Origin of the sequence: Martelella lutilitoris, from assembly GCF_005924265.1 — a bacterium.
In the GTDB taxonomy this organism is placed as follows: domain Bacteria; phylum Pseudomonadota; class Alphaproteobacteria; order Rhizobiales; family Rhizobiaceae; genus Martelella; species Martelella lutilitoris.
This window is the reverse complement of record NZ_VCLB01000003.1, coordinates 226,711-248,071: the sequence shown is the minus strand read 5'-3', so window position 1 is coordinate 248,071 and position 21,361 is coordinate 226,711. Positions and strand designations below refer to the sequence as shown.

The window sequence follows — 21,361 nt, the reverse complement described above, 5'->3', positions numbered from 1 at the left end:
GGTCCGGGCGTCGCCGCAGACGGGCGACGCCCTGCGCTTGCCTATCTCACGACCGCTTCGGCCATGGCGCGGGCGCCCTTTTCAACGAGCCCCTCATAAGCGGCGGCGAGACCTTCAACGAAGTCCTTGTTGTCCTGAAGCGCCTTGGGGAACACGTCGGAAACGCCGATCAGCGCCTCGACCTTGTCGCGCGGCGTTGCGCCGGCGTCGGACAGCGCCTTGAGCTTCTCGGCGAGCGGATCGCGCACGTCGATCGGATTGCCGCGTTCGTCGACGCCGCCGATGTAACGCATCCAGGCCGCGATCGCGAGCGAAAGGCCGGGAACCGGGCGACCGGCTTCGAGATCTTCCTGCACCGTTTCGAGAATGCGCTGCGGCAGTTTCTGCGATCCGTCCATGGCGATCTGCCAGGTCAGGTGGCGAATCGAAGGGTTGGAATAGCGCTCGAAAAGGGCGGCGGTGTATTCCTTGAGGCTGACGCCTGGAGGCGCGTCAACGGCGGGAATGATTTCCTTCTCCCACAGGAATTTGCAGTAGGCCGCAAACACCGTGTCGGAGACCGTGTCATAGATCGTTTCCTTGCCGGCCAGATAGCCGAGATAGGAAATCGAGGAATGCGTGCCGTTGAGGCAGCGAAGCTTCATGTGCTCGAACGGGGTCACGTCCTCGACAAGCTGCGCGCCGACAGCGCCGATATCGGGGCGCTCTCCGTCCACGAACTTGTCTTCGACAACCCACTGGCGGAAGGGCTCGTGCATTACCGGAACCGGATCGTAGACGCCGGTGAGCTCCGCGACGCGCTCGATGTCTTCCGGTTTGGTGGCCGGCACGATGCGGTCGATCATGGTGCAGGGGAAGGTGACTTCCTTTTCGATCCAGGCTTGAAGCTCGGGATCGATCATGCCTGCAAGTTCGACAACGACGGCGTGGACGACATGGCCGTTGTTCGGCAGGTTGTCGGAGCTCATCATCGTGAACGGACGGTGGCCGGCCTTGCGGCGACGGTCCAGCGCGCGGACGATATAACCGAGCGCCGATTTCGGCTTGTTTTCGTCCTTCAGGTCTTCAATGATGAAGGGGTGTTCGCGGTTGAGCTTGCCGGTCGAGGGGAAATGGCAATAGCCCTTTTCGGTCACCGTGGAGGTGACGATCTTGATCTTCGGATCGGCCATCAGGGAGAGGACGGCCTCCGGATCATCCGGCGCATCAAGCACATCGTTCAGCACAGGGATCACCTGCGGCTCGATGCCTTCCGGCGCGAGCGAGACGGCCGTATAGGCAAAGCCCTGCGGCTCGAAGATCTCGCGCTGTTTCGGGGGCGTCATCAGATTGACGCCGACAATGCCCCAGTCGCCACCGGACGTTTGCATTGCTTCATAAATGTAAATTGCGCCGTGGGAGCGATAAAACGCTCCCAGGCCCAGATGCACAATCCCCGAGCCCGGACGCGGCGCGTCCGGACGTTTTAAGCGGGGAAGGCTTTCGGCATTAGCGGGCAAGCCACCCTCCATCGACATTAAGGATCGCCCCGTTGATGTAATCAGCGGCGGGCGAAGCAAGAAAGACGGCCGTGCCGCCCAGGTCAGCCGGGTCACCCCAGCGATCGGCCGGAATCCGGCCAAGGATTTCCGCAGAGCGCTTTTCATCGGCGCGCAGTGCGGCGGTGTTGTTGGTGGCGATATAGCCGGGCGCAATCGCGTTCACATTGATGCCCTTGGCCGCCCACTCGTTGCACATCAGCTTGGTGATGCCGGCAACGCCGCTCTTCGACGCGGTGTAGGAGGGGACGCGGATACCGCCCTGGAAGGACAGCATCGAGGCGATGTTGATGATCTTGCCGGTGCCGCCGCGCTCGAGAACCTTCTTGGCGAAGCCCTGGCAGGTGAAGAACACAGCCTTGACGTTCATGTCCATGACGTCGTCCCAGTCCTTTTCGGAAAAGTCGACGGCGTCATCGCGGCGGATCAGGCCCGCATTGTTGACCAGGATATCGATCGGCTTGTCATAGGCCTCGATGAACGTCTTGCCGTTCATCGGATTGGAAAGATCGAGGATCTCGCTGACGGCCTTGCCGCCGGCGTCCTTGATGATCTTCACGGTTTCGTCGCTGTCCTGATGGCTGGTGCACAGCACTTCCGCTCCGGCCTCGCCAAGGGCAATCGCGATGCCCTGGCCGATCCCGGTGTTGGCGCCGGTCACCAGCGCGCGCTTGCCTTCAAGAGAGAAAGAAATAGCCATTACTTGAGGGTCTCCATCGATACCATTTCAACATCCTTGTAGTCGACATTGTCGCCGGCCATAGCCCAGATGAAGGTGTAGTTGGACGTGCCGGCGCCGCAATGGATCGACCAGGGCGGAGAAATCGCGCCTTCCTCGTTCTTCAGCACCAGATGGCGGGTCTCGTCGGGCTCGCCCATCATGTGGAACACGCGGGCGTTTTCATCGAGGTCGATATAGAGATAGGCCTCCATGCGGCGGTCGTGAACGTGGGCCGGCATGGTGTTCCAGATCGAGCCCTTCTGCAGCTTGGTCATGCCGACGACGAGCTGGCAGGACTTCATCACGTCGGGATGGACGAACTGATAGATGGTGCGTTCATTGCAGTTTTCGGGCGCGCCCAGCGTCACATTGGCCGCTTCGGCGATCTTGATCAGGCGCGAGGGATAGGTCTGGTGCGCCGGCGCGGAGAGGATGTAGAAGCGGCCTTCGCCCGAGAAGGTGACCTTTCCGGCGCCCATGCCGAGATAGAGCATGTCGCCGTGGACCATGTCGTATTCGGCGTCGCAGGTGACCTTGCCGGGGCCGCCAAGCTTCACGATCGTCATCTCGCGGCGATCGAGGATCGAAGCCGTGCCGCAGGGCGCGACATGGTCGAGTTCCAGCGGGCCGTCTGCCGGGCAGGCGCCGCCGACGATCATGCGGTCATAATGGGTGTAGATGAGATTGATTTCACCAGGAACGAACAGGTTGCTGGTCTGAAAATGTTCGCGCAGTTCGCTCGTGTCGAACGTGCTCGCCGTGACCGGATCGATCGCATGGCGAATTTCGATATTCAACATCTTATTCTCCTTCACTTTATTGAAAAGACTTCACGCTCGGGACGTAAAGGCATCGGTCACCATGCCCCGTTCATGCCTCCGTCAGCTTTTGGGACCAAGGCCTCTGCCTTGTCGGTGACACCCCCGCCGGTTTCGGCGAGGGAAGGTTTTTCCCGACCGGCCTTTCGGGTGCCTGCTCTGACGGCAAAAAAAGACCGGGGCAGGCCCTCACATAGGGCAGCCGCGCCCGGGAGAAAGGCGCGGCATTGATGGTTGCACAATTTGGCGTCCCGGATTTTTCAAGCGTTTCAAAAATACTCTCCCTGCTTGAAAATGGCTGTTGTTACAGCCGGTATGCGCGCTTGACCAGATTGTAGGTCAAGTCGCGCGCGACTTCCGGTGCCTCGTCTTCGTCCAGGCGTCCGGTGGCGACGAGGGTCGCCAGGAAGGCGCAGTCGACGCGGCGGGCGACATCATGGCGTGCGGGGATCGAGCAGAAGGCGCGCGTGTCGTCGTTAAAGCCGACTGTGTTGTAGAAGCCTGCCGTTTCCGTGACCATTTCACGGTAGCGGCGCATGCCCTCGGGGCTGTCGTGGAACCACCAGGCCGGGCCGAGACGGAGCGCGGGATAGACGCCGGCAAGCGGGGCCAGTTCGCGCGAATAGGCTGTCTCGTCGAGCGTGAACAGCACGATCGTCAGGTCCGGTTCCATGCCCACGGCATTGAGCAGCGGACGCAACGCCTCGACGTAACTGGTCTGAACGGGGATATCGAAGCCCTTGTCGCGACCGAAACGTGCCATGACCTCGTCCGAATGGTTGCGGGATGAGCCCGGATGGATCTGCAGAACGAGGCCATCCTCGACACTCATGCGGGCCATTTCGGTCAGCATGTGGCCGCGGAATGCATCGGCTTCCTCGGCCGAGCATTCGCCCTTCAGAGCCTTGGCAAAAAGTGCCTCGACGTCGGCTTTCGGCAAGTCCTCGGTGCGCGCGGTCGGGTGACCGTGGTCGGTCGCGGTGGCGCCATACTGCTTGAAGAAAGCGCGGCGGATGCGGTGGGCTTGAAGATAGTTCTCGTATTTGGTCGCGTCGACGCCGGTCAGCTCGCCGAACTTCTCGACGTTTTCGGCAAAGCCTTCAAACTCTGGATCGACAACCGGGTCTGGACGATAGGAGGTGACGACCTTGCCGCCGGTCCAGCCCGAATCGCGGATCATCGCGTGCCATTTCAGGTCATCGAGCGGGCTTTCCGTGGTCGAAATCGCCTCGATGTTAAAACGCTCGAACAGCGCACGCGGTCGGAATTCCGGCTTTTTCAGACATTCGTCGATATGGTCGTAGAACTCATCGGCGGTTTCGGGGCCGAAGCGCTTTGTGAGGCCGAAGACATGCTCGAAGGAATGTTCCAGCCAGCCGCGGCTCGGCGTGCCGCGCAGCAGGTAGAAGTTCTCGGCGAAGAGGCGCCAGATCTTGCGGCTGTCGGTTTCCGTCTCGCCGCCGTCAACGCGCGGCACGCCCAGGTCGGTCAGTTTCACGCCTTGCGAGCAGAGCATGCGGAAGACATAGTGGTCGGGAACCACGAACAGTTTTGCCGGATCAGGGAAAGGCTCGTTCTCGGCGTACCAGCGGGGGTCGGTGTGGCCGTGCGGGCTGACGATCGGGAGCGTGCTGATTTCGTTGTAAAGCGCGCGTGCCAGGTCCCGCGTCTTTGGTTCGGTCGGAAAAAGCCGGTCCTTGTTGAGCATGTCTTAGTCTCCCGCATCGGGTTTTTTTGTATGGTCGAAATGCGCGATTGCATTTCACACGAAAACTAATATGTTAGTATGCGAAACCTGTCAATGGGAGGAATGAATGGTCGGGAAATTAAAAATCGGGGCGCTGGAACAAGCCCGTCAGCCGACCGTAACCGATCTGGTCTATGATCACCTTTATCGCCAGGTCATCGAGAATGAACTGCCGCCGGGCTCCAAGCTCTCGGAAGTCGAGGTGGCGCGTGTTCTCGGCGTCTCGCGCCAGCCCGTGCGCGACGCCTTCTACAGACTCTCGCAGCAGGGCTTCCTGCTGATCCGACCGCAGCGGGCGACGCTGGTTACCCATATCTCAAAGCGGGCGGTGATGCAGGCGCATTTCATCCGCAGCGCGCTCGAACTGGCGACAGTAGAGGCGGCCGCCCGGTGCTGCACGCGGGAAGACGCCGATATCCTTCGGGTCAACATCGCCGAACAGGACGCCGCCATCCGCGCCGGCGACAAGACCGGCTTTCACGTCCTCGACGATGAGTTCCACAAACAGATCTGCGAGCTTTCCGGTCATGGCGACGCCTGGGCATTGATTCGCGACCACAAGGCGCATATGGACCGTGTGCGGTATCTCAGCCTGTCCTTCGGCGCGACAAGTGCGCTCAACGAACATGCCGGGATACTGCACGCGATCGAGGCGCATGACGTGGAGGCGGCCGTTTCGGCCATGCGGGAGCATTTGTCGCAGATCGCCAAGATCGTCGAGCGTATCAACGTCTCGCATCCGGCCTTTTTCGAAATGGAAGACGAATGAAAAACCTCCCCAAGACTATCCTGTGCATCGGCGAATGCATGGTCGAGATGGCCCCGCGCGAAGACGGCGCCTACACGCGCGGCTTTGCCGGCGACACCTTCAATTCCGCCTGGTATCTCGCTCGCACGTTGCCCGATGACTTCACCGTCGATTATTTCACCGGCGCGGGAACCGACACGGTCTCCGACGAGATGCTGACCTTCATGGAAAAGGCGGGCGTGGGAACCTCCTCGGTCCGTCGCATCGACGCGCGCACGGTCGGGCTTTACATGATCGCACTGAAGAATGGCGAGCGCAGCTTTTCCTACTGGCGCGGCCAGTCGGCGGCAAAGCTTCTGGCAGAGGACCCCGAGGCGCTGAGAAAGGCGCTTGCCGGCCGAGGGCTCGTGCTCTTCTCCGGCATCACCATGGCCGTTGTCAATGAAGAGCACCGCCAGACCCTGCTCGACCTTCTGGCCGAAGCGCGCGCTGCGGGCACCGTCATCGCCTTCGATCCCAACATGCGCGCACGCCTCTGGCCCTCGCGCGCGGTCATGGCCGAGACGATCATGAAGGCGGCTGCCGTCAGCGACATCGTGCTGCCCTCCTTCGACGAGGACGGCGCGGTGTTCGGCGATGAAAGCCCTGAGGCGACGATCGCCCGCTACCGGGCTGCGGGCGTGAAGACCGTGATCGTCAAGAACGGACCCGACACGATCCATGCCGAGGACGAGGAAGAAGGTCCGGTCACTTTCAAGCCGACACCATCGGAAAACGTTGTTGACACCACCGCCGCCGGCGACAGTTTCAATGCCGGCCTGATCGCGGCGCTGATGACGGGCGCCCCGCTGGTTGAGGCGCTGGAACAGGGGTCGGCGCTTTCGGCTCGCGTCATTGGCGCGCGCGGCGCGCTGGTTGCCGTCTGACGCTCACTCCGCCTGGCGCAGCAGGGGGAAGACGGCCATGCCGTCTTCCTCGCCGCGGGGAAAGGCGCCTTCCTGGTGGCGCTTGTTCAGCATCTTGTAGCCGGCCGGACTGACGCCGATATAGCGCTTGAACATCCGCGAGAAATAATAGCTGTCGTCATAACCGACAAAGGCGGAGGCCTGTTTCACGGTCTGGCCGCTGGCCAGCAGCGCCATCGCCCGCTCCATCCTCTTGAACTCCTGATATTTCGGCGGCGTGAGACCGACCTGTTTCTTGAACTCGCGGCGGAAATAATCCTGGTTGTAGGGGATGGAGCCCAGAACGCGGTCGACCGTGTCCGGGTTCAGGGGGTCGGCGGCGATCTGCGATGCTGCGACCATGACCGAGAGCGACAGGCTGTCCGGATTGTTGACGGCGACGTCCTGCTGCGGCCGCCAGCGGATGAAGGCGGCTTCGACGAACTCTATCAGCAGCACCATAAAAATGTGGTGCTGGACAAAGGTTGTCGAGGACAGAGGGGCGGTTTCGCGATAGTGGCGTGCCAGCGGGGCGATCATTTCCCAGCGCGGCAGATCGACCCAGATCCGGCAGTCCATTTGCTCGAAAAGGTCCATCCGGCCGAAGACCTCCGCCCTGAAATGCTGTGCGACACCGGTATAGAGTTCATCGGATGTCGAGCGCCCAACGAAACGTTCTCCGGCGGGGATCAGCATGGCCCGGCCCGGTTTCATCTCGAAGGTTTCGCCGGAGACCTCGTATTCGGCCCTGCCCGTCAGGCAGATGACGAGGTCATGCACCTTGTTGACCTTGTCCGCCGTCCAGGTCGAGGTGTGCAGCATCCTGATGGTCGAGCGGGTCAGCGTCAGATTGAGGGCGTTAACCGCAAGACCGTCAAGAACCCCACCTTCGATTTTATCCATCCTTTTGTCCGAAACCCTCTATTCCAAAATTGTGGCCAAACATGATTATGAACAGTGGAAGCGCCGAAATAAAGGCGTATCGCATCAAGAAACATCTGGGAGGATGTCGCTCGTATGGGAAAAATCAAAACCCGACTGGGTTGATCCCTCGCCTGCGCCTTAGCGCCATGCACAAATCAGAACACAACAACATCCGTGCTGCCCTTCGGGGTCGGCTGCCTTTTCGCATGCCCTCAGCTCACCGCCTTGACGGTGGTCAAGGCCGTGGCAATGCGCTCCCACGGGTCAGTCGCGCCTGCCGGAACCAACCAACGGGAATGCGGTCATGAGCGGTGAAAATCGTTTCATGGGGCTCGCCTATCTGTCCCCATATATCATCGGGCTGCTGCTGTTCACGGCAGTGCCATTTCTTGCGTCATTCGTGTTGTCGTTCACCGACTACTCGCTGATGAGTTCGCCCCACTTTGTCGGGCTGAAGAACTACATTCGCCTGTTCACCCATGACCGCACCTTCAACAAGTCGCTGTCGGTCACGCTGATCTACGTGTTCTCGACGGTGCCGCTGAAGCTCGCCTTCGCGCTCTTCATCGCAGTGATCCTGAACTACAAGCTGAAGTTCATAAACTTCTTTCGCACGGCCTTCTATGTGCCGTCGATCCTCGGAGGCTCCGTCGCGATCGCGGTGCTCTGGCGCTACCTCTTTGCCGATGTCGGCCTGATCAACATGATGCTGGAAGGCATCGGCCTTCAAAGCGTCAACTGGTTCGGCGATCCCAACAATGCGCTGTTCACCATCACCCTTCTGCGTCTGTGGCAGTTTGGTTCGGCCATGGTGATCTTCCTGGCCGCCCTTCAGAGCGTCGACAATTCGCTCTACGAGGCAGCCGCCATCGACGGCGCCGGCAAGTGGAAGACCTTCTTCTTCATCACGCTGCCGCTGATCACGCCGGTGATCTTCTTCAATCTCATCATGCAGACGGTCCAGGCCTTCCAGGAATTCAACGGTCCCTACATCATAACCGGTGGCGGCCCGCTGAAATCCACCTATCTGCTGCCGCTCTACATCTATGACGAGGCCTTCAAGAACTTCCGCATGGGATATGCCTCGGCCATTGCCTGGGTCATGTTCGCCATCATCATGGTCCTGACGCTGATCGCCTTCTGGTCATCGCGCCACTGGGTCTATTACGCCGGCGACAAGAGGAGCTGATCATGACAGAGCAAACCTTGTCGAGCATGCTGTCCGCCCGCGATCTCGAAGCCATCCGCGCCCGCAAGCGCGAGCAGCGCAAGATCCTCATTTCGTCGATCATCCGCTATGTGATCCTGTTCGTGGTCGGGCTGATCATGCTCTATCCGCTGATCTGGCTGATCGGCGCATCATTCAAGACCAATGCCGAAATGTTTACGAGCGCCGGCTTCTGGCCGACCCACCCGACCGTCAGCGGCTATATCGAAGGCTGGAAGACCTCGACGCCCTATACGTTCGGCCGGTTCTTCCTCAACACCTTTCTGATCCTGATCCCGAAGATGATCGGAACCGCGATCTCGGCCACCGCCGTCGCCTATGGCTTCGCCCGGTTCGAGTTTCCCGGCAAGAAGGTGCTGTTCGCATCGCTGATCGCGATCCTGCTCCTGCCCAACGTCGTCACCCGCATTCCGCAGTATCTGCTGTTCCGTGAATTCGGCTGGCTCGATAGTTTCCTGCCGCTGTGGGTGCCCTCGGCGCTCGCCGGCGATGCGTTCTTCGTCTTCATGCTGGTCCAGTTCCTGCGCGCCATCCCGCGCGACATGGAAGAGGCCGCGCGCGTTGACGGCGCGTCGAGCTGGCAGGCCCTTCTCTTCATCGTCGTACCGCTGCTCACGCCGGCCCTCATCTCGGTCTGCCTTTTCCAGTTCATGTGGACGATGAACGACTTCCTCGGGCCGTTGATCTATCTGTCCTCGGTCGACAAATACCCGGTCTCCCTGGCCCTCAAACTGTCGATCGATACCACCGAAGCATTTGCCTGGAACAAGATCCTGTCCATGTCGGTGCTCGCGATCACGCCCGCCCTCGTCGTGTTCTTCATGGCACAGAAATATTTCATCGAAGGTATCTCCGCTGGCGGAGTCAAAGGATAAAAACCATGGCCAGAGTTCAGCTGAAAAGTCTCGAAAAGGTCTACGGCAAGTTCAAGGCCGTCCACGGCATCGACCTGGAAATCGAGGATGGTGAGTTCATGGTGCTGGTCGGCCCGTCCGGCTGCGCCAAGTCGACAACGCTCAGGATGATTGCCGGTCTGGAGCGCATCTCCGGCGGCGAGATCCGCATCGGCGACGATCTCGTCAACGACAAGCCCCCGGGCCAGCGCGGCATCGCGATGGTGTTCCAGAACTATGCGCTCTATCCGCATATGAAGGTGAAGAACAACCTCTCCTTCGGCCTGCGCCTCAAGCATGCGCCGAAGGCGGAGATTGCCGCCTCGACCGAGGAAGTCTCGCACATCCTCGAAATCGAGGACTATCTGGAGCGCCTGCCCAAGCAGCTTTCGGGCGGCCAGGCCCAGCGCGTCGCCGTCGGTCGCGCGCTGATCAAGAAGCCGCAGGTCTTCCTGTTCGACGAACCGCTGTCGAACCTTGATGCAAAGCTGCGCGCCTCGATGCGCGTGCGCATCACCGACCTGCACAAGCAGCTGCTGGCGGAAGGCATGCACTCGACCGTCGTCTACGTCACCCATGACCAGACGGAAGCCATGACCATGGGCAACCGCATCTGCGTGATGAAGGAAGGCCGGATCATGCAGGTCGCCGATCCCTTCACCCTCTATCGCAAGCCGGCGAACGCCTTCGTTGCGGGCTTCATCGGCTCGCCGGAGATGAATATTGGCGATGCGACGCTGGTCGACGGCAACAAGCTCAGGATCGGCACGCAGACCTTTACCATCGACGACAAGGCCCGCGCCCGCATCGACAAGGATGCGCCGAGCGAGGTCACCTTCGGTGTTCGTCCGCAGCACTTCACGGTGGTGGACCAGAATGCCGAAGAAGGGCTTCTCGGCCGCATCTCCCATGTCGAGTTCATGGGCCACGAGGTCTACCTCTATATCACGGTGGAGGACCAGTCCTTCATCGTCGTCGTCCCGGCAACGGGCATCGAGCGTCAATATCTGCGTGACGATGCCATTCGCATCATGCCGCAGGAGGACGCCCTGCACATCTTCCACCGCCGCACCGGCGAGAACATCTCGCTGTCGGCATAAGTCTTCGAAACCGTCTTTTTCAAAGGGAGGAAAATATGACCATGAAATTGACAATCCTCGCCGGCCTCATGGCCGCAACATCGCTTTCGGTCGCCAATGCCGCCGATCTTCGCATGTCCTGGTGGGGCGGCGACAGCCGTCACCTTGCAACCCAGGAAGCGCTGAAATATTGCGGCGAAAAGCTCGGCCACAGCATTTCTCCGGAGTTCACCGGCTGGTCCGGCCATCAGGAGAAGATCACCACGCAGCTTGCCGGCGGAACCGAAGCCGACATCATGCAGATCAACTGGCCCTGGCTGCCGCTGTTCACCCCGACCGGCGAAGGCTTCGCCGATCTCAACGAGTTCGCCGACATCATCGACCTTTCGCAGTGGACCGATACGGAACTCGCCACCCCGACGGTGAACGGTCACCTTCAGGGTCTGCCGCTGTCGATCACCGGCCGCCTGCCCTGGTTCAACCAGACGACCTTCGAAAAGGCAGGTCTTTCGATCCCGACCACCTGGGACGAGCTCGAAGAAGCCGGCAAGGTCTTCAAGGAAAAGCTCGGCGACGACTACTATCCCTACGAGGCAACCGGCACGGACGGCCTCGACGCGCGTCTTCTGATGACGGCCTACCTCACCCAGAAGACCGGAAAGACGATGATCGATCCGGAGACGCTGGAATTCAACTACACGATGGACGAGTTGGTCGATGCGCTGGAAATGTACAAGCGCTACACCGACGAAGGCGTGATCATCCCCTGGCCGAAGGTCGCAGCCGGCGGCAATCTGGTTCTGCATGAAAACCCGGCCTGGGCCGATGGCCATATCGCCGGCACCTACCAGTGGGATACGGTCTATTTCAAGATTTCCGATCCGCTGCAGGAAGGCCAGGTTCTGGTTCCCTCGAAGATCCTGCTGGCCGAAGGCGCGACCAATGACGGCGTCTACCGCAAGCCGTCCATGCTGTTCTCGATCTCGCGCAACTCCGACAATCAGGAAGCCGCCGCCGAAGTGGTCAATTGCCTGCTGAACGACGGGGGCGCGATCGACATCCTCGGCACGACCCGCGGTATCCCGGCCTCGAAGAAGGCGTTCGATCAGTTGACCGCTGAAGGCGCCATCGAGCAGGAACAGATCGACGCCCACCAGATCATCCTGGATGCGACAGGCCCGACGATTTCGCCCTATTTCGAGCATCCGCAGATCGCTTCGGCCATCGGCGACACGCTTGAAGAGTTCGCCTACGGCCAGATCGACGCCGAAACGGCCGCCGATGACATCATCTACAATGTCGATGAGGTGCTGGACCGCGTCCGCAACTAAGCCTTGCCGGGGGCGGCGCATGCCGCCGCCCCCCTCTTTCCCAAATCCTTTTTTGGACGATTGTGATGTCTGCCATTGAGCTGCTCGCCGTTTCGGCGAGGACGGTGACCTTTGCTGTCTTTTCCGGCGAAAATAAATATTTCCTGAAGGCGCCCGTTTCCTGGCGGCTTGCCACGGAGAGCACCGGTGAGACGGTGGCCGAAGGCGCGAGCGAGCGCACCGTCTTCTCGATCAATGGCCTTGAGCCGCACACCGCCTACCGATTGGTCGCGGGCACGGAGGTGTTCGATTTCGTCACGAGAACCGAGAGCGCCTTTGCCGATGTTTCCGCTCATGGCGCAAACCCAGAATCAGAAAACAACGCCGCGGCGATCCAGACGGCAATCGACCAACTGCCTGAGGGCGCAACGCTTTATTTCGGCCCCGGTGTCTGGAAAACCGGACCGCTGTTCCTGAAATCCGGCCTGACGCTGATGCTCGATGCCGATGCCGTGCTTTATGGCATTGCCGATCGCGATCAATACCCGATCCTGCCGGCCCGCGACGAAGAGGGCCGGGTGCTCGGCACCTGGGAGGGCGTGGCGGAAGCCTGCTATGCGAGCCTGCTGACAGCCATCAATGCCTCGGACATCGCCATCGCCGGCGGCGGCGTCATTGATGCCGGCGGCGATCGCGGCGACTGGTGGAGCTGGCACAAGGAAACCCGCAATGGCGCGCGTCGTCCGCGCAGCCTGTTCTTCAACCGCTGCGAACATGTCACCGTCACCGGCGTCACGGTCCGCAATTCCCCGGCCTGGATGGTGCATCCCGTCTTTACCAAAGACATGCTGGTTGCCGATGTGAAGATCGAGAGCGATCCGGATTCTCCCAACACTGACGGCTTCGATCCGGAATGCTGCGAAGATGTCCGCATGCGCGGCATTCATTTTTCCGTCGGTGATGACTGCATCGCCATCAAGGCGGGCAAGCGCGATCCCAAGGGCGGTCTGGATGGCCCGACGCGCAATATCCGCATCGAAAACTGCTTCATGGAACGCGGTCATGGCGGCGTCGTCATCGGTTCGGAAATGAGCGGCACGGTTTCCGGCGTCACGGTGGCGCGCTGCGAGATGCGCGATACCGATCGCGGCCTCAGGGTCAAGACCCGGCGCGGGCGCGGCGGCTTCGTTTCCCGCATTCTCGTCGAGGATTGCGACATGGACAATGTCGTCAGCCCCTTTGTGATGAATGCCTTCTATTTTTGCGACGCCGACGGCAAGTCGGACTATGTCCAGTCGCGCGATCCACACCCCGTCAGCGCGGTGACGCCGCGCATGTCGGATATCACCTTCCGCCGCATCGTCGCGCGCAATGTCCATACCGCCGCTGCGGCCTTTTACGGCCTGCCGGAAATGCCGATCGAGAATGTAACGATCGAGGATTATACCGTTTCCTATGCGAGCGATGCCGAGGCGCAACCGCCCGTGATGGCATGCCGGATCGACCCCGTGCGCCATGGCGGCATCATTGCCGAGAACGCGGCGATTACCGCCAGGAATGTCGTCTTCGTCCGAGAAGGCGCGGAAGCACCCTTTTACCGTCAGGCGCTTCTGCGCTATTGCGACGAATATGCTGCCGACTACCGGGCCTATAAGGGTGGCGCGCTCTGCTATGAGGATGGCTGCCTCTATCGCGGTCTGATCGCGCTTTATGAGGCGACCGGCGAAGCGCGCTGGTTCGATCACCTTGTGCGCCATGTCAACGCGCAGGTCGATGAGGACGGCCGGATGAGCGGCTATGTCGCCGAGGATTTCAACATCGATAATATCCTCTCCGGTCGCGCGCTGGTCTGGCTGGCGCGACATTCCGACGATCCGCGCTATCGCAAGGCCGCCGATCAGCTGGTCGCCCAACTCGCCGATCATCCGCGCGTCAAGGAAGGCCCGCACTGGCACAAGCATCGCTATCCCGAGCAGGTCTGGCTCGACGGCCTCTATATGGGTCTGCCGTTCAAGGCGGAATACGGTCTCGCCTTCGACAGGCCGGACCTGGTTGCGGAAGCCGCGGATGAACTGCTGGCCGGGCTCGAACTCACCTATGATGCCGACAGCCGGCTTTACCGCCATGCCTATGATTCCGCCAAAGCCCAGCCCTGGGCAGACAAGGATACCGGACAGTCACCGGCCCACTGGTCGCGCGCCATCGGCTGGGCGGCCATGGCCATGGTCGATCTCATCGAATATCTGCCGGATGGCGAGGCGCGCGATGCCATCATTGCCCGCTGGGCCGCGCTTGCCGAACGGCTTTCCGCGCTGAGGACAGCCGACGGTCGCTGGCTGCAGGTGCCGGATCGCCCGGATCTCGGCGGCAATTACGCTGAAAGCTCGGCAACCGCGATGTTCGCCTATGCCTATCTGAAGGCCGACAGGCTTCGCTTCGGCGACGCTGCCGCCATCGGGCAGAAGGCCTTCGAAGCGCTCTACAGACATGCTTTCGAGGTTGATGCCGGTGGCCGCCGCGTGCTCGGCGCCATCGTTTGCGTGGCCGGTCTCGGCGGTTTCAACGGTCATTATCGCGACGGCACGCCGGGCTATTACCTGACCGAGACGATCAATCCCGACGATATCAAGGGCGTCGGTCCGTTCATGATGGGATTTGCCGAACTGCTCGCCCGGTCCTGATCTCAGTCACGCCTTCCTCCCAAGGCGGGCGGCTGGCCGAAAGGTCAGCCGCCATTTTTCGCGCCCTACGCCAGCACCAGCTGGTCGTCGTCGATCTCGGTGCCGGCGGCGCGGCCGAAGCGCTCCAGAAGGTCGGAGACCTTGAGCTTCGAGCGCTCCTCGCCCTTGATGTCGAGAACGATCCGGCCCGCATTCATCATCAGCGTGCGGCTGCCATAGGCGAGCGCGTCACGCATCGAATGGGTCACCATCAGCGTCGTCAGCTTACGCTCCTCGGCGATTTCGGCCGAAAGCGTCAACACCTTGTGGGCGGCGGACGGATCGAGCGCTGCCGTGTGTTCGTCGAGCACGAGGATCTTCATCGGCAGCAGTGTTGCCATCAACAGGCTGACAGCCTGTCGCTGGCCACCGGACAGCGCGCCGATCGGCGTGCCCATGCGGTGTTCAAGCCCGAGGCCGAGCTTTTCCAGATGTTCGGCGAACATCGCCTTCTGGCCCTTTTTGCCGAGGGCGAGCCCCAGACCGCGCTTCTTGCCGCGGGCAGCGGCTAACGCCAGGTTCTCCTCGATCGACAGCGACGAGCAGGTGCCGAGACGCGGTTCCTGGAACACCCGGCCGACATAGCGCGCGCGCTTGGCGGCCGGCCAGTCGGTCACATCAAGCCCATCGAGCTTCACAGTGCCCTCATCCGGCTTCACCGTGCCGACGACGGTGGACAGAAGCGTCGACTTGCCGGCGCCGTTGGAGCCGATCACGGTGACGAACTCGCCCTCGTCGATCTGCATCGAGACGTCGCGCAACGCCTTGACCTCGGTTGCGGTGCCCGGATTGAAGGTGAGGCGGATATCGGAAAGGGAAAGCATCAGTCCTGTCCCTCGTCGTTTTGCTGGGCGCCGCGCACCAGTTTGAAATTGAAGAGCTGCTTGCGGCCGCGCTTGCCCCGCCTCTGGGAGAGAACCACGGCAACGGCGACCACCACGGCGGTGATCAGGTTGAGGTCCTGAGGGCGGATGCCGATGAAGCCGGCGGAAAGCGCAAGCGCAATGAACAGACGATAGACGACCGCGCCGATGACGCAGCCGAGCGTGGCCAGAAACACCGTGCGCCGGCCGAGGATCGCCTCGCCGATGATCAACGCGGCAAGCCCGGTGACGATCGTGCCGACGCCCATGGTCACGTCCGCCACGCCCTGCATCTGGGCAAAGAGGGAACCGCCGAGCGCGCAAAGCGCATTGGCGATCGACATGCCGAGCAGCGTCATTGCGCCGTTGCGGATGCCCTGGGCCTCGGCCATGGCGGGATTTTCGCCGGATGCCCTGAGCCCGAGGCCGATTTCGGTCTTGAGGAACCAGTCGACGATCAGCTTGGCGCCGATGGCGATGATCAAAAGCAGGATCGTATTGCTCCAAAGCCCGGCATCGACCACGCTTTCAAAGCGGGAGAACACGGTGTCCTGACCGTAGACCGGCAGGTTCGGCCGTCCCATGATGCGCAGGTTTACGGAAAAGAGCGCCACCATCGACAGGATGCCGGCGAGCAGGTTCATGATCCCGAAGCGCACGTTCAAAAGCCCGGTGACGAAACCGGCGGCGGCGCCTGCGAGCATGCCGAAGAATGTTGCGATGAAAGGATCGAAACCGCCGACGATGGCGGCGGCCGAAACCGCCGCGCCCAAGGGGAAACTCCCGTCCACCGTCAGATCGGGAAAGTCGAGAACCCGAAAGGACATAAAGATGCTCAACGCCACGAGGGCGAAGAGCAAGCCGGTCTCAAAGGCCCCGGCGAGAGCAAAAAGCGTCATATTATTCGATGACCTTCTTGGCGCTGTTCTTGACGCTGTCGGGAACCGTGATGCCCATGGCTTCGGCAGCCTTCATGTTGAGGAACAGGTCCTGATTGCCGGGCACGACGACGGCGATTTCCGACGGCGACTTTCCGGCGAGGATTTCGGCAACCATGTCGCCGGTGACCTTGCCCATTTCGGCATAGTTGAAGCCAAGGGCTGCAACCGCGCCGCGCTCGACGGAATCCGTATCCGTGGTGAAGACCGGGAGTTTGGCGCGCTCGCCGACGGTGATGATGGCCTCAAGCACCGAGATTACCGAATTGTCGGTCGGCAGCAGGATCGCATCGGCCTTGCCGACGAGGTTGCGCGCCGCATCCGGCACCATGGTCGACTGGGCGGCGGGGCTGTCGACAACTTCGAGGCCGAGTTCGCCGGCGGCCGCCTTGATCTCGTCGACCTGAACGACCGAGTTTGCCTCGCCCGGATTGTAGATCACGCCGATGGTCTTGACGCCGGGCACCAGCGTCTGGATCAGTTCCAGCGCCGGCTTCGGCGGCTGCTTGTCGGAGGTGCCGGTGATGTTTGCTTCCGGGGCTTCCGGATTCTCAACGAGGCCGGCGGCGACCGGATCGGTGACGGCGGCGAAGACGACCGGGGCATCACCCATCGAATTCTTCAGCGCCTGGGCCGATGGCGTGGAGATGCCGACGGCGACATCGGGCTTCAGGCCAGCAAATTCGGAGGCGATCTGGGTCTGCGTCGTCATGTTGCCCTGGGCGGAGCGGGCAACCACGGTGAGGTTGTCGCCTTCGGTATAGCCTTTTTCGGCGAGGCTTTCGATAATGCCCTCGCGCACAGCGTCAAGGGCAGGATGTTCGACGATATAGGTGATGGCGACCGTCTTCTCGGTCGCATCCTGCGCCAGCGCCGGTGCGGTAAAACCCGCAATCGTGGCCACGGCGGCGGTTGCCAGCACCGCCTTCTTGAAGTTGAGCATTTCGAAACCCCCTGTCAGGATTGTTCTCGCGCGGCTTTTCGCGCGCTCGGATCACGCGCGGCAGTTTGGCCCGGCGCAAAGCGCCGGTCAACGCCGGAACCATGCCGTCGGCGACTTTATTTGACGCAGCCATGACGATTGGCCCGCTCGCCGGAGAGGCTGCGGAGAAAGGGATCCCGCCATTCGGGGTAAGGCGTCAGGTGATCTGAAGCGAGCCTTCCGCATTCATAAGAAGATCGATCACGTCGGGTGCGGTGATGATCTCGAATTCCGGGTCCATGTCTTCCGCCGTGAAGCCGTTATGCTTCATGCAGGCGCCGCAGATGGCGATCCTGCCGCCAGCCTCGCGGAAGCGCGCCAGAAGATCGGGAACGGGGTCGAACGGCGCGCCGATCGCCATGCCGTCGGTGGCGCCGGGGCGGCCGAGTTCCACGGCTTCGGCCATCAGGATCATGGTGGCGCTGTGCCCCTTGGCAAGGGCATTGACCGCCATGGTGAAGGCGACCGTGACCTTGTTGGGATTGGATTTGCCGTCGAAGAGCGTTGAAACGAAAGCTGTTGGCTGCATTTTGAGGTCCTCCTTTGTCGTTCAAAACCTAATACGCGGCAATGTGCGTGCAAGTGTGACATATTCGCAGAGAATTGCATCGTCGCGGCGGCGGGGATAACAAGGGGAGCATCTGAGAAGGGAAAGGGTGCGATGGCAGAGAGCGAGATCAGGCTTGAGGACGGTTGGCGGGAAAAACTCAAACCGGAATTCCAAAGCGCCTATATGGCCGAGCTCCGCGCCTTTCTGGTGGAGGAAAAGCGCGCCGGCCAGACGGTCTTTCCGAAGGGCAGCGAATATTTCCGCGCGCTCGACCTGACGCCGCTTGAGAGCGTGCGCGTCGTCATCCTCGGCCAGGACCCCTATCACGGGCCGGGGCAGGCGCATGGCCTCTGCTTTTCCGTTCAGCCCGGCGTGCGCGTGCCGCCGTCACTCGTCAATATCTACAAGGAACTGGCCACCGATGTCGGGTTCCAGAAGGTCAATCACGGCTTTCTGGAGCACTGGGCCCGCCAGGGCGTGTTGTTGCTGAACTCGGTGCTTACGGTGCGCCAGGCGGCCGCCGCCTCCCACCGCGGCAAGGGTTGGGAAAACTTCACCGATGCCGTTATCCGCGTGGTCAATGACGAATGTCCGCATGTCGTGTTCATGCTGTGGGGCGCCTATGCGCAGAAAAAGGCCTCCTTTGTGGACAGGTCCCGGCATCTTGTGCTCAAGGCCCCGCATCCCTCGCCGCTGTCCGCCCATAACGGTTTCTTCGGCTGCCGGCATTTTTCCAGGGCCAATCAGTTTCTCCTTGAAAAGGGCCTGGAGCCGGTGGACTGGCAATTGCCTGACGACCCTTCGGAAGAATAGGAATTGACTTCGGAATGTCGGGGATTAAGCGCCGCGACGCCTTATAATTTCCGTCGCGGCCTCTACATTATCGTTCGGTCCGGGTTGATGGCCGCTTGACAGCCGGGCCCCGATGCGGCCATGCGGTTTGACAGTTTTTCACGAGGCGGTTTCACATGAAGAAGAGCATCAACCCAGTCGGCGTTCGCAAGCCTTTCGGCAATTACAGCCACGGTCTGTACGTGCCGCCGGGGGCCGGCCTTCTTGTCACCTCCGGCCAGCTCGGGATCGGGCCGGACGAGGTCATTCCGCGTTCCGTCAGCGCCCAGGCCGAACTCTGTTTTTCGACCATCGGCAAGATCCTCGCTGAAGCGGACATGGGGTTCGAGGATGTGATCCGCATCACCGGCTACGTGACAACGCGCGAGGATTTCCCGGCCTATATGGATGTCCGCGACCGTTTTATCTCCGATCCGATGCCGGTCTCGACCCTGCTGATCGTCTCGGGCTTCACCCGCGCGGAGTTCCTGGTCGAGGTCGAGGTTACGGCGGCCAAGGTGCCGTAAGGCTGCCGCCAAAGCCTATGACGCAATGGTCATGACCTCCTTTCGCCTTCCCGAGGATGACCCGGCGTGTGGGGAGACGTTTGACAACAGTCGGGCGTTAGCCAAGCTGCCGTAAGCCCCATCTGCCTCAAAGCGCCAGCGACCAGACCCTGGCCGACTTGATCGCGCCTTCGCGAATTCTCAGCGAGTGGATCGGGTCGAAGCCGGCGATGCGTTTGGTGCCGGCCCAGCGACCGTTGTCGGCGAAGACCTCGACGGAGCCGATATCGAGGAATAGCCGCAAATGGCTCGGATTGGCGCCAGGGGCGAAATAATCGGGCGTCGGCGACTTGCTGTCGTCCATGTAGAGAAGTCTCATCCCCTCGGCATCGATCTTCACCGTGATCTCGATATTGTTGTGGTAGAGATCAATTTCGAACGGCCCGTCATTGCGGTCAAGCTCGATGACGATCTCGGCTTGGCCTTTCTCCAGCATCACCGGCTCGCCGGCGGCTAGGGCGGTCTCGTCGATCAACGCGTCCCGCAGCACTTCCACGCCCTCGATCGGCGGCGTCAGAAGCGTGTTGTCGGCAGCGTCATAGACAAGGTTGCGCGGCAGGGTCATCGCCGTTGGAAAGTCGATCTCCGGCGCGGCATCGGCCCAGTTGGCGAGCCAGCCGATGCCGACCGGGCGGCCCTGGTCGAGGAAGGCCTGGAAAGCGTAATTGTCCGTGGCGAAATCGAGCTCCTGCTCGAATTGGGGCGTGAAATGCTTGCCGTCGAAATGGCCCACGGTGGCCATGGTCAGGTTCTTGCGGCCGGTCTCCTCGTGGTGGCTGTGCATCAGGCCGCAGACCAGAACCCAATGGGTCTGCGGATCACCGGCCGGGCCGTCGAGGGGCAGCAGGCAGGGACATTCGACCACCTGGGTATTGAAGCGCCCTTCGCGGTGCAGGATTTCGACGAATTCCCAGCCGCTTGCCGCCGTCAGATCTGCGGTCTGATAGAGTAGGACCACGCCTTCCTCGCCCTGGCGGCTGCCGAGCAGCATCTTCCAGTAGCCATCGGGCCCACGGAAGACGTAAGGGTCGCGGAAATCGAGCGTCAGGCCCTCAAGCTCCGGCCGTTCGTCGATCAGCGGTTTTGCCGCGCCGGCGAAGATCAGCGATTGCGACGTCGCGACCATCTGGATTTCGCGCTCGGGATCGCGCTCGACCACGCTTTCGGTGAAGAATACCCGAATACCGGCGGAGTTTTCCAGCGGGATCGCCGAGCCGGAAAAGGCGCCGCCGCGCTTGTCCGGGCGGTGGGTCAGGTCCTCGGAGGGAAACAGGAAGATCGGCAGATGCCGCCAGTGCAGGAAATCCTCCGAAACCGCATGGCCCCAGTGCATGGTGTTCCACGTCAGCCCGTGTGAATAGTGCTGGTAGAAGAGATGCGCCGAGCCGTTGAAGCGGCCGAAGCCATTCGGATCATTCATCCAGCCGAAGGGCGGGCGGAAGTGATAGCTGCCGGGGGCAGGCGCCGGGGCATTGGCCGCATGGGTGCGCAGCACGGTAATGCCTTCTTCCAGCACCTTGGCATCGGTAAACCAGTAGGCGACCGAGATCGTCGTTGTCTCGGGATCGTAGGAACATTCCAGTTCGCCGCCATGGGGCACGAAGAACATGCGGAATTCATACTCTTCCGCGTTCTGGGCGAAGATATTGCCGAATAATTGGCCGTTGAGCGAAAGCTGTATTTCTGCAGGCGCATGCGGGTGAATGGCTTTCAGCCAGACATGAAGCACGGCATTGACCGGGACGGTGCCGCGCAATTTGCGCAGGCGGGTCTCATCGGCGGTTTTCTGCTCTGGCATGGACATTCGGCCCTATTCCCCGCTGCTTTCGCATGGCGGGGCAATGCCCCCTGAACCATGCGGTATTTCCTGAAAGCCGCAGCCAATCCGCGCAACAGAGTGCGACGGGGCTTGCGGCCTCGCTCAAAAGAGCCCGCAAGCGCCTAAGGGGAGCGCTTGCGGG

At 61.4% G+C, this 21,361-nt stretch carries 19 protein-coding genes; 9 read left to right on the top strand and 10 right to left on the bottom strand.

Annotated elements, in window-relative coordinates:
* Positions 1–41: 41 nt before the first annotated feature.
* From FF124_RS06230 to uxaC, 4 genes are all read right to left on the bottom strand, one after another.
* Positions 42–1,511, bottom strand: coding sequence for a mannitol dehydrogenase family protein (locus tag FF124_RS06230; RefSeq protein WP_138747831.1), 1,470 nt, complete (start codon positions 1,509–1,511; stop codon positions 42–44).
* On the bottom strand, positions 1,489–2,238 hold the full coding sequence (gene kduD / locus FF124_RS06225) for a 2-dehydro-3-deoxy-D-gluconate 5-dehydrogenase KduD (protein ID WP_138747625.1): 750 nt from the start codon (positions 2,236–2,238) through the stop codon (positions 1,489–1,491). The genes FF124_RS06230 and kduD overlap by 23 nt, the downstream gene beginning before the upstream one ends.
* Positions 2,238–3,059 carry a 5-dehydro-4-deoxy-D-glucuronate isomerase gene (kduI, locus tag FF124_RS06220; RefSeq protein ID WP_138747624.1) on the bottom strand — a complete coding sequence of 274 codons (822 nt, stop codon included), beginning with the start codon at positions 3,057–3,059 and terminating at the stop codon, positions 2,238–2,240. The genes kduD and kduI overlap by 1 nt, the downstream gene beginning before the upstream one ends.
* 322 nt (positions 3,060–3,381) lie before the next feature.
* Complete coding sequence (uxaC, locus tag FF124_RS06215; protein WP_138747623.1) at positions 3,382–4,785, bottom strand: glucuronate isomerase; 1,404 nt, start codon at positions 4,783–4,785, stop codon at positions 3,382–3,384.
* Between the two features lie 106 nt (positions 4,786–4,891).
* Between uxaC and FF124_RS06210 the strand changes: the two genes are divergently transcribed.
* Complete coding sequence (locus FF124_RS06210) at positions 4,892–5,593, top strand: GntR family transcriptional regulator (protein ID WP_138747622.1); 702 nt, start codon at positions 4,892–4,894, stop codon at positions 5,591–5,593.
* Positions 5,590–6,498 carry a sugar kinase gene (locus FF124_RS06205; RefSeq protein ID WP_138747621.1) on the top strand — a complete coding sequence of 303 codons (909 nt, stop codon included), beginning with the start codon at positions 5,590–5,592 and terminating at the stop codon, positions 6,496–6,498. Before FF124_RS06210 ends, FF124_RS06205 begins: the two co-directional genes overlap by 4 nt.
* A 3-nt stretch (positions 6,499–6,501) precedes the next feature.
* Here FF124_RS06205 and FF124_RS06200 read toward each other — a convergent pair whose 3' ends face one another.
* Entirely contained in the window at positions 6,502–7,419 is a 918-nt protein-coding gene (locus FF124_RS06200; protein WP_138747620.1) for an AraC family transcriptional regulator, read from the bottom strand.
* 325 nt (positions 7,420–7,744) lie between these two features.
* On the opposite strand from FF124_RS06200, the gene FF124_RS06195 reads away from it, so the two are divergent.
* The 5 genes from FF124_RS06195 (at position 7,745) to pglA (ending at position 14,631) form a co-directional block, all read left to right on the top strand.
* The gene (locus FF124_RS06195) at positions 7,745–8,629 is read left to right on the top strand and encodes a carbohydrate ABC transporter permease (RefSeq protein WP_138747619.1); all 885 of its coding nucleotides are present in this window, start codon (positions 7,745–7,747) and stop codon (positions 8,627–8,629) included.
* Between the two features lie 2 nt (positions 8,630–8,631).
* Positions 8,632–9,543, top strand: coding sequence for a carbohydrate ABC transporter permease (locus FF124_RS06190; protein ID WP_138747618.1), 912 nt, complete (start codon positions 8,632–8,634; stop codon positions 9,541–9,543).
* A 5-nt stretch (positions 9,544–9,548) separates the two neighbouring features.
* Complete coding sequence (locus tag FF124_RS06185) at positions 9,549–10,661, top strand: ABC transporter ATP-binding protein (protein WP_138747617.1); 1,113 nt, start codon at positions 9,549–9,551, stop codon at positions 10,659–10,661.
* Between the two features lie 35 nt (positions 10,662–10,696).
* Positions 10,697–11,971, top strand: a complete 1,275-nt coding sequence (locus FF124_RS06180) for an ABC transporter substrate-binding protein (RefSeq protein WP_425462510.1) — start codon at positions 10,697–10,699, stop codon at positions 11,969–11,971.
* A gap of 65 nt (positions 11,972–12,036) precedes the next feature.
* On the top strand, positions 12,037–14,631 hold the full coding sequence (pglA, locus tag FF124_RS20945; protein ID WP_342777052.1) for a polygalacturonase PglA: 2,595 nt from the start codon (positions 12,037–12,039) through the stop codon (positions 14,629–14,631).
* A gap of 65 nt (positions 14,632–14,696) precedes the next feature.
* Here the strand turns inward: pglA and FF124_RS06170 are convergent, their stop codons facing one another.
* From FF124_RS06170 to FF124_RS06155, 4 genes are all read right to left on the bottom strand, one after another.
* Positions 14,697–15,494: an ABC transporter ATP-binding protein gene (locus tag FF124_RS06170; RefSeq protein ID WP_138747615.1), complete on the bottom strand. Its 798-nt coding sequence runs from the start codon at positions 15,492–15,494 to the stop codon at positions 14,697–14,699.
* Complete coding sequence (locus FF124_RS06165) at positions 15,494–16,432, bottom strand: ABC transporter permease (protein WP_138747614.1); 939 nt, start codon at positions 16,430–16,432, stop codon at positions 15,494–15,496. The genes FF124_RS06170 and FF124_RS06165 overlap by 1 nt, the downstream gene beginning before the upstream one ends.
* A 1-nt stretch (position 16,433) precedes the next feature.
* Positions 16,434–17,414 carry an ABC transporter substrate-binding protein gene (locus FF124_RS06160; protein WP_138747613.1) on the bottom strand — a complete coding sequence of 327 codons (981 nt, stop codon included), beginning with the start codon at positions 17,412–17,414 and terminating at the stop codon, positions 16,434–16,436.
* Positions 17,415–17,610: 196 nt separating this feature from the next.
* A complete protein-coding gene (locus FF124_RS06155) occupies positions 17,611–17,982 on the bottom strand; it encodes a DsrE family protein (protein WP_138747612.1) in 372 nt (123 codons plus the stop codon).
* A gap of 132 nt (positions 17,983–18,114) precedes the next feature.
* On the opposite strand from FF124_RS06155, the gene ung reads away from it, so the two are divergent.
* Both ung and FF124_RS06145 read left to right on the top strand, forming a co-directional pair.
* On the top strand, positions 18,115–18,816 hold the full coding sequence (gene ung, locus FF124_RS06150) for a uracil-DNA glycosylase (RefSeq protein ID WP_138747611.1): 702 nt from the start codon (positions 18,115–18,117) through the stop codon (positions 18,814–18,816).
* A gap of 155 nt (positions 18,817–18,971) precedes the next feature.
* A complete protein-coding gene (locus FF124_RS06145; RefSeq protein ID WP_138747610.1) occupies positions 18,972–19,361 on the top strand; it encodes a RidA family protein in 390 nt (129 codons plus the stop codon).
* Between the two features lie 127 nt (positions 19,362–19,488).
* On the opposite strand, the gene FF124_RS06140 is transcribed toward FF124_RS06145, so the two are convergent.
* The gene (locus FF124_RS06140) at positions 19,489–21,204 is read right to left on the bottom strand and encodes a GH32 C-terminal domain-containing protein (RefSeq protein WP_342777051.1); all 1,716 of its coding nucleotides are present in this window, start codon (positions 21,202–21,204) and stop codon (positions 19,489–19,491) included.
* Positions 21,205–21,361 lie beyond the last annotated feature (157 nt).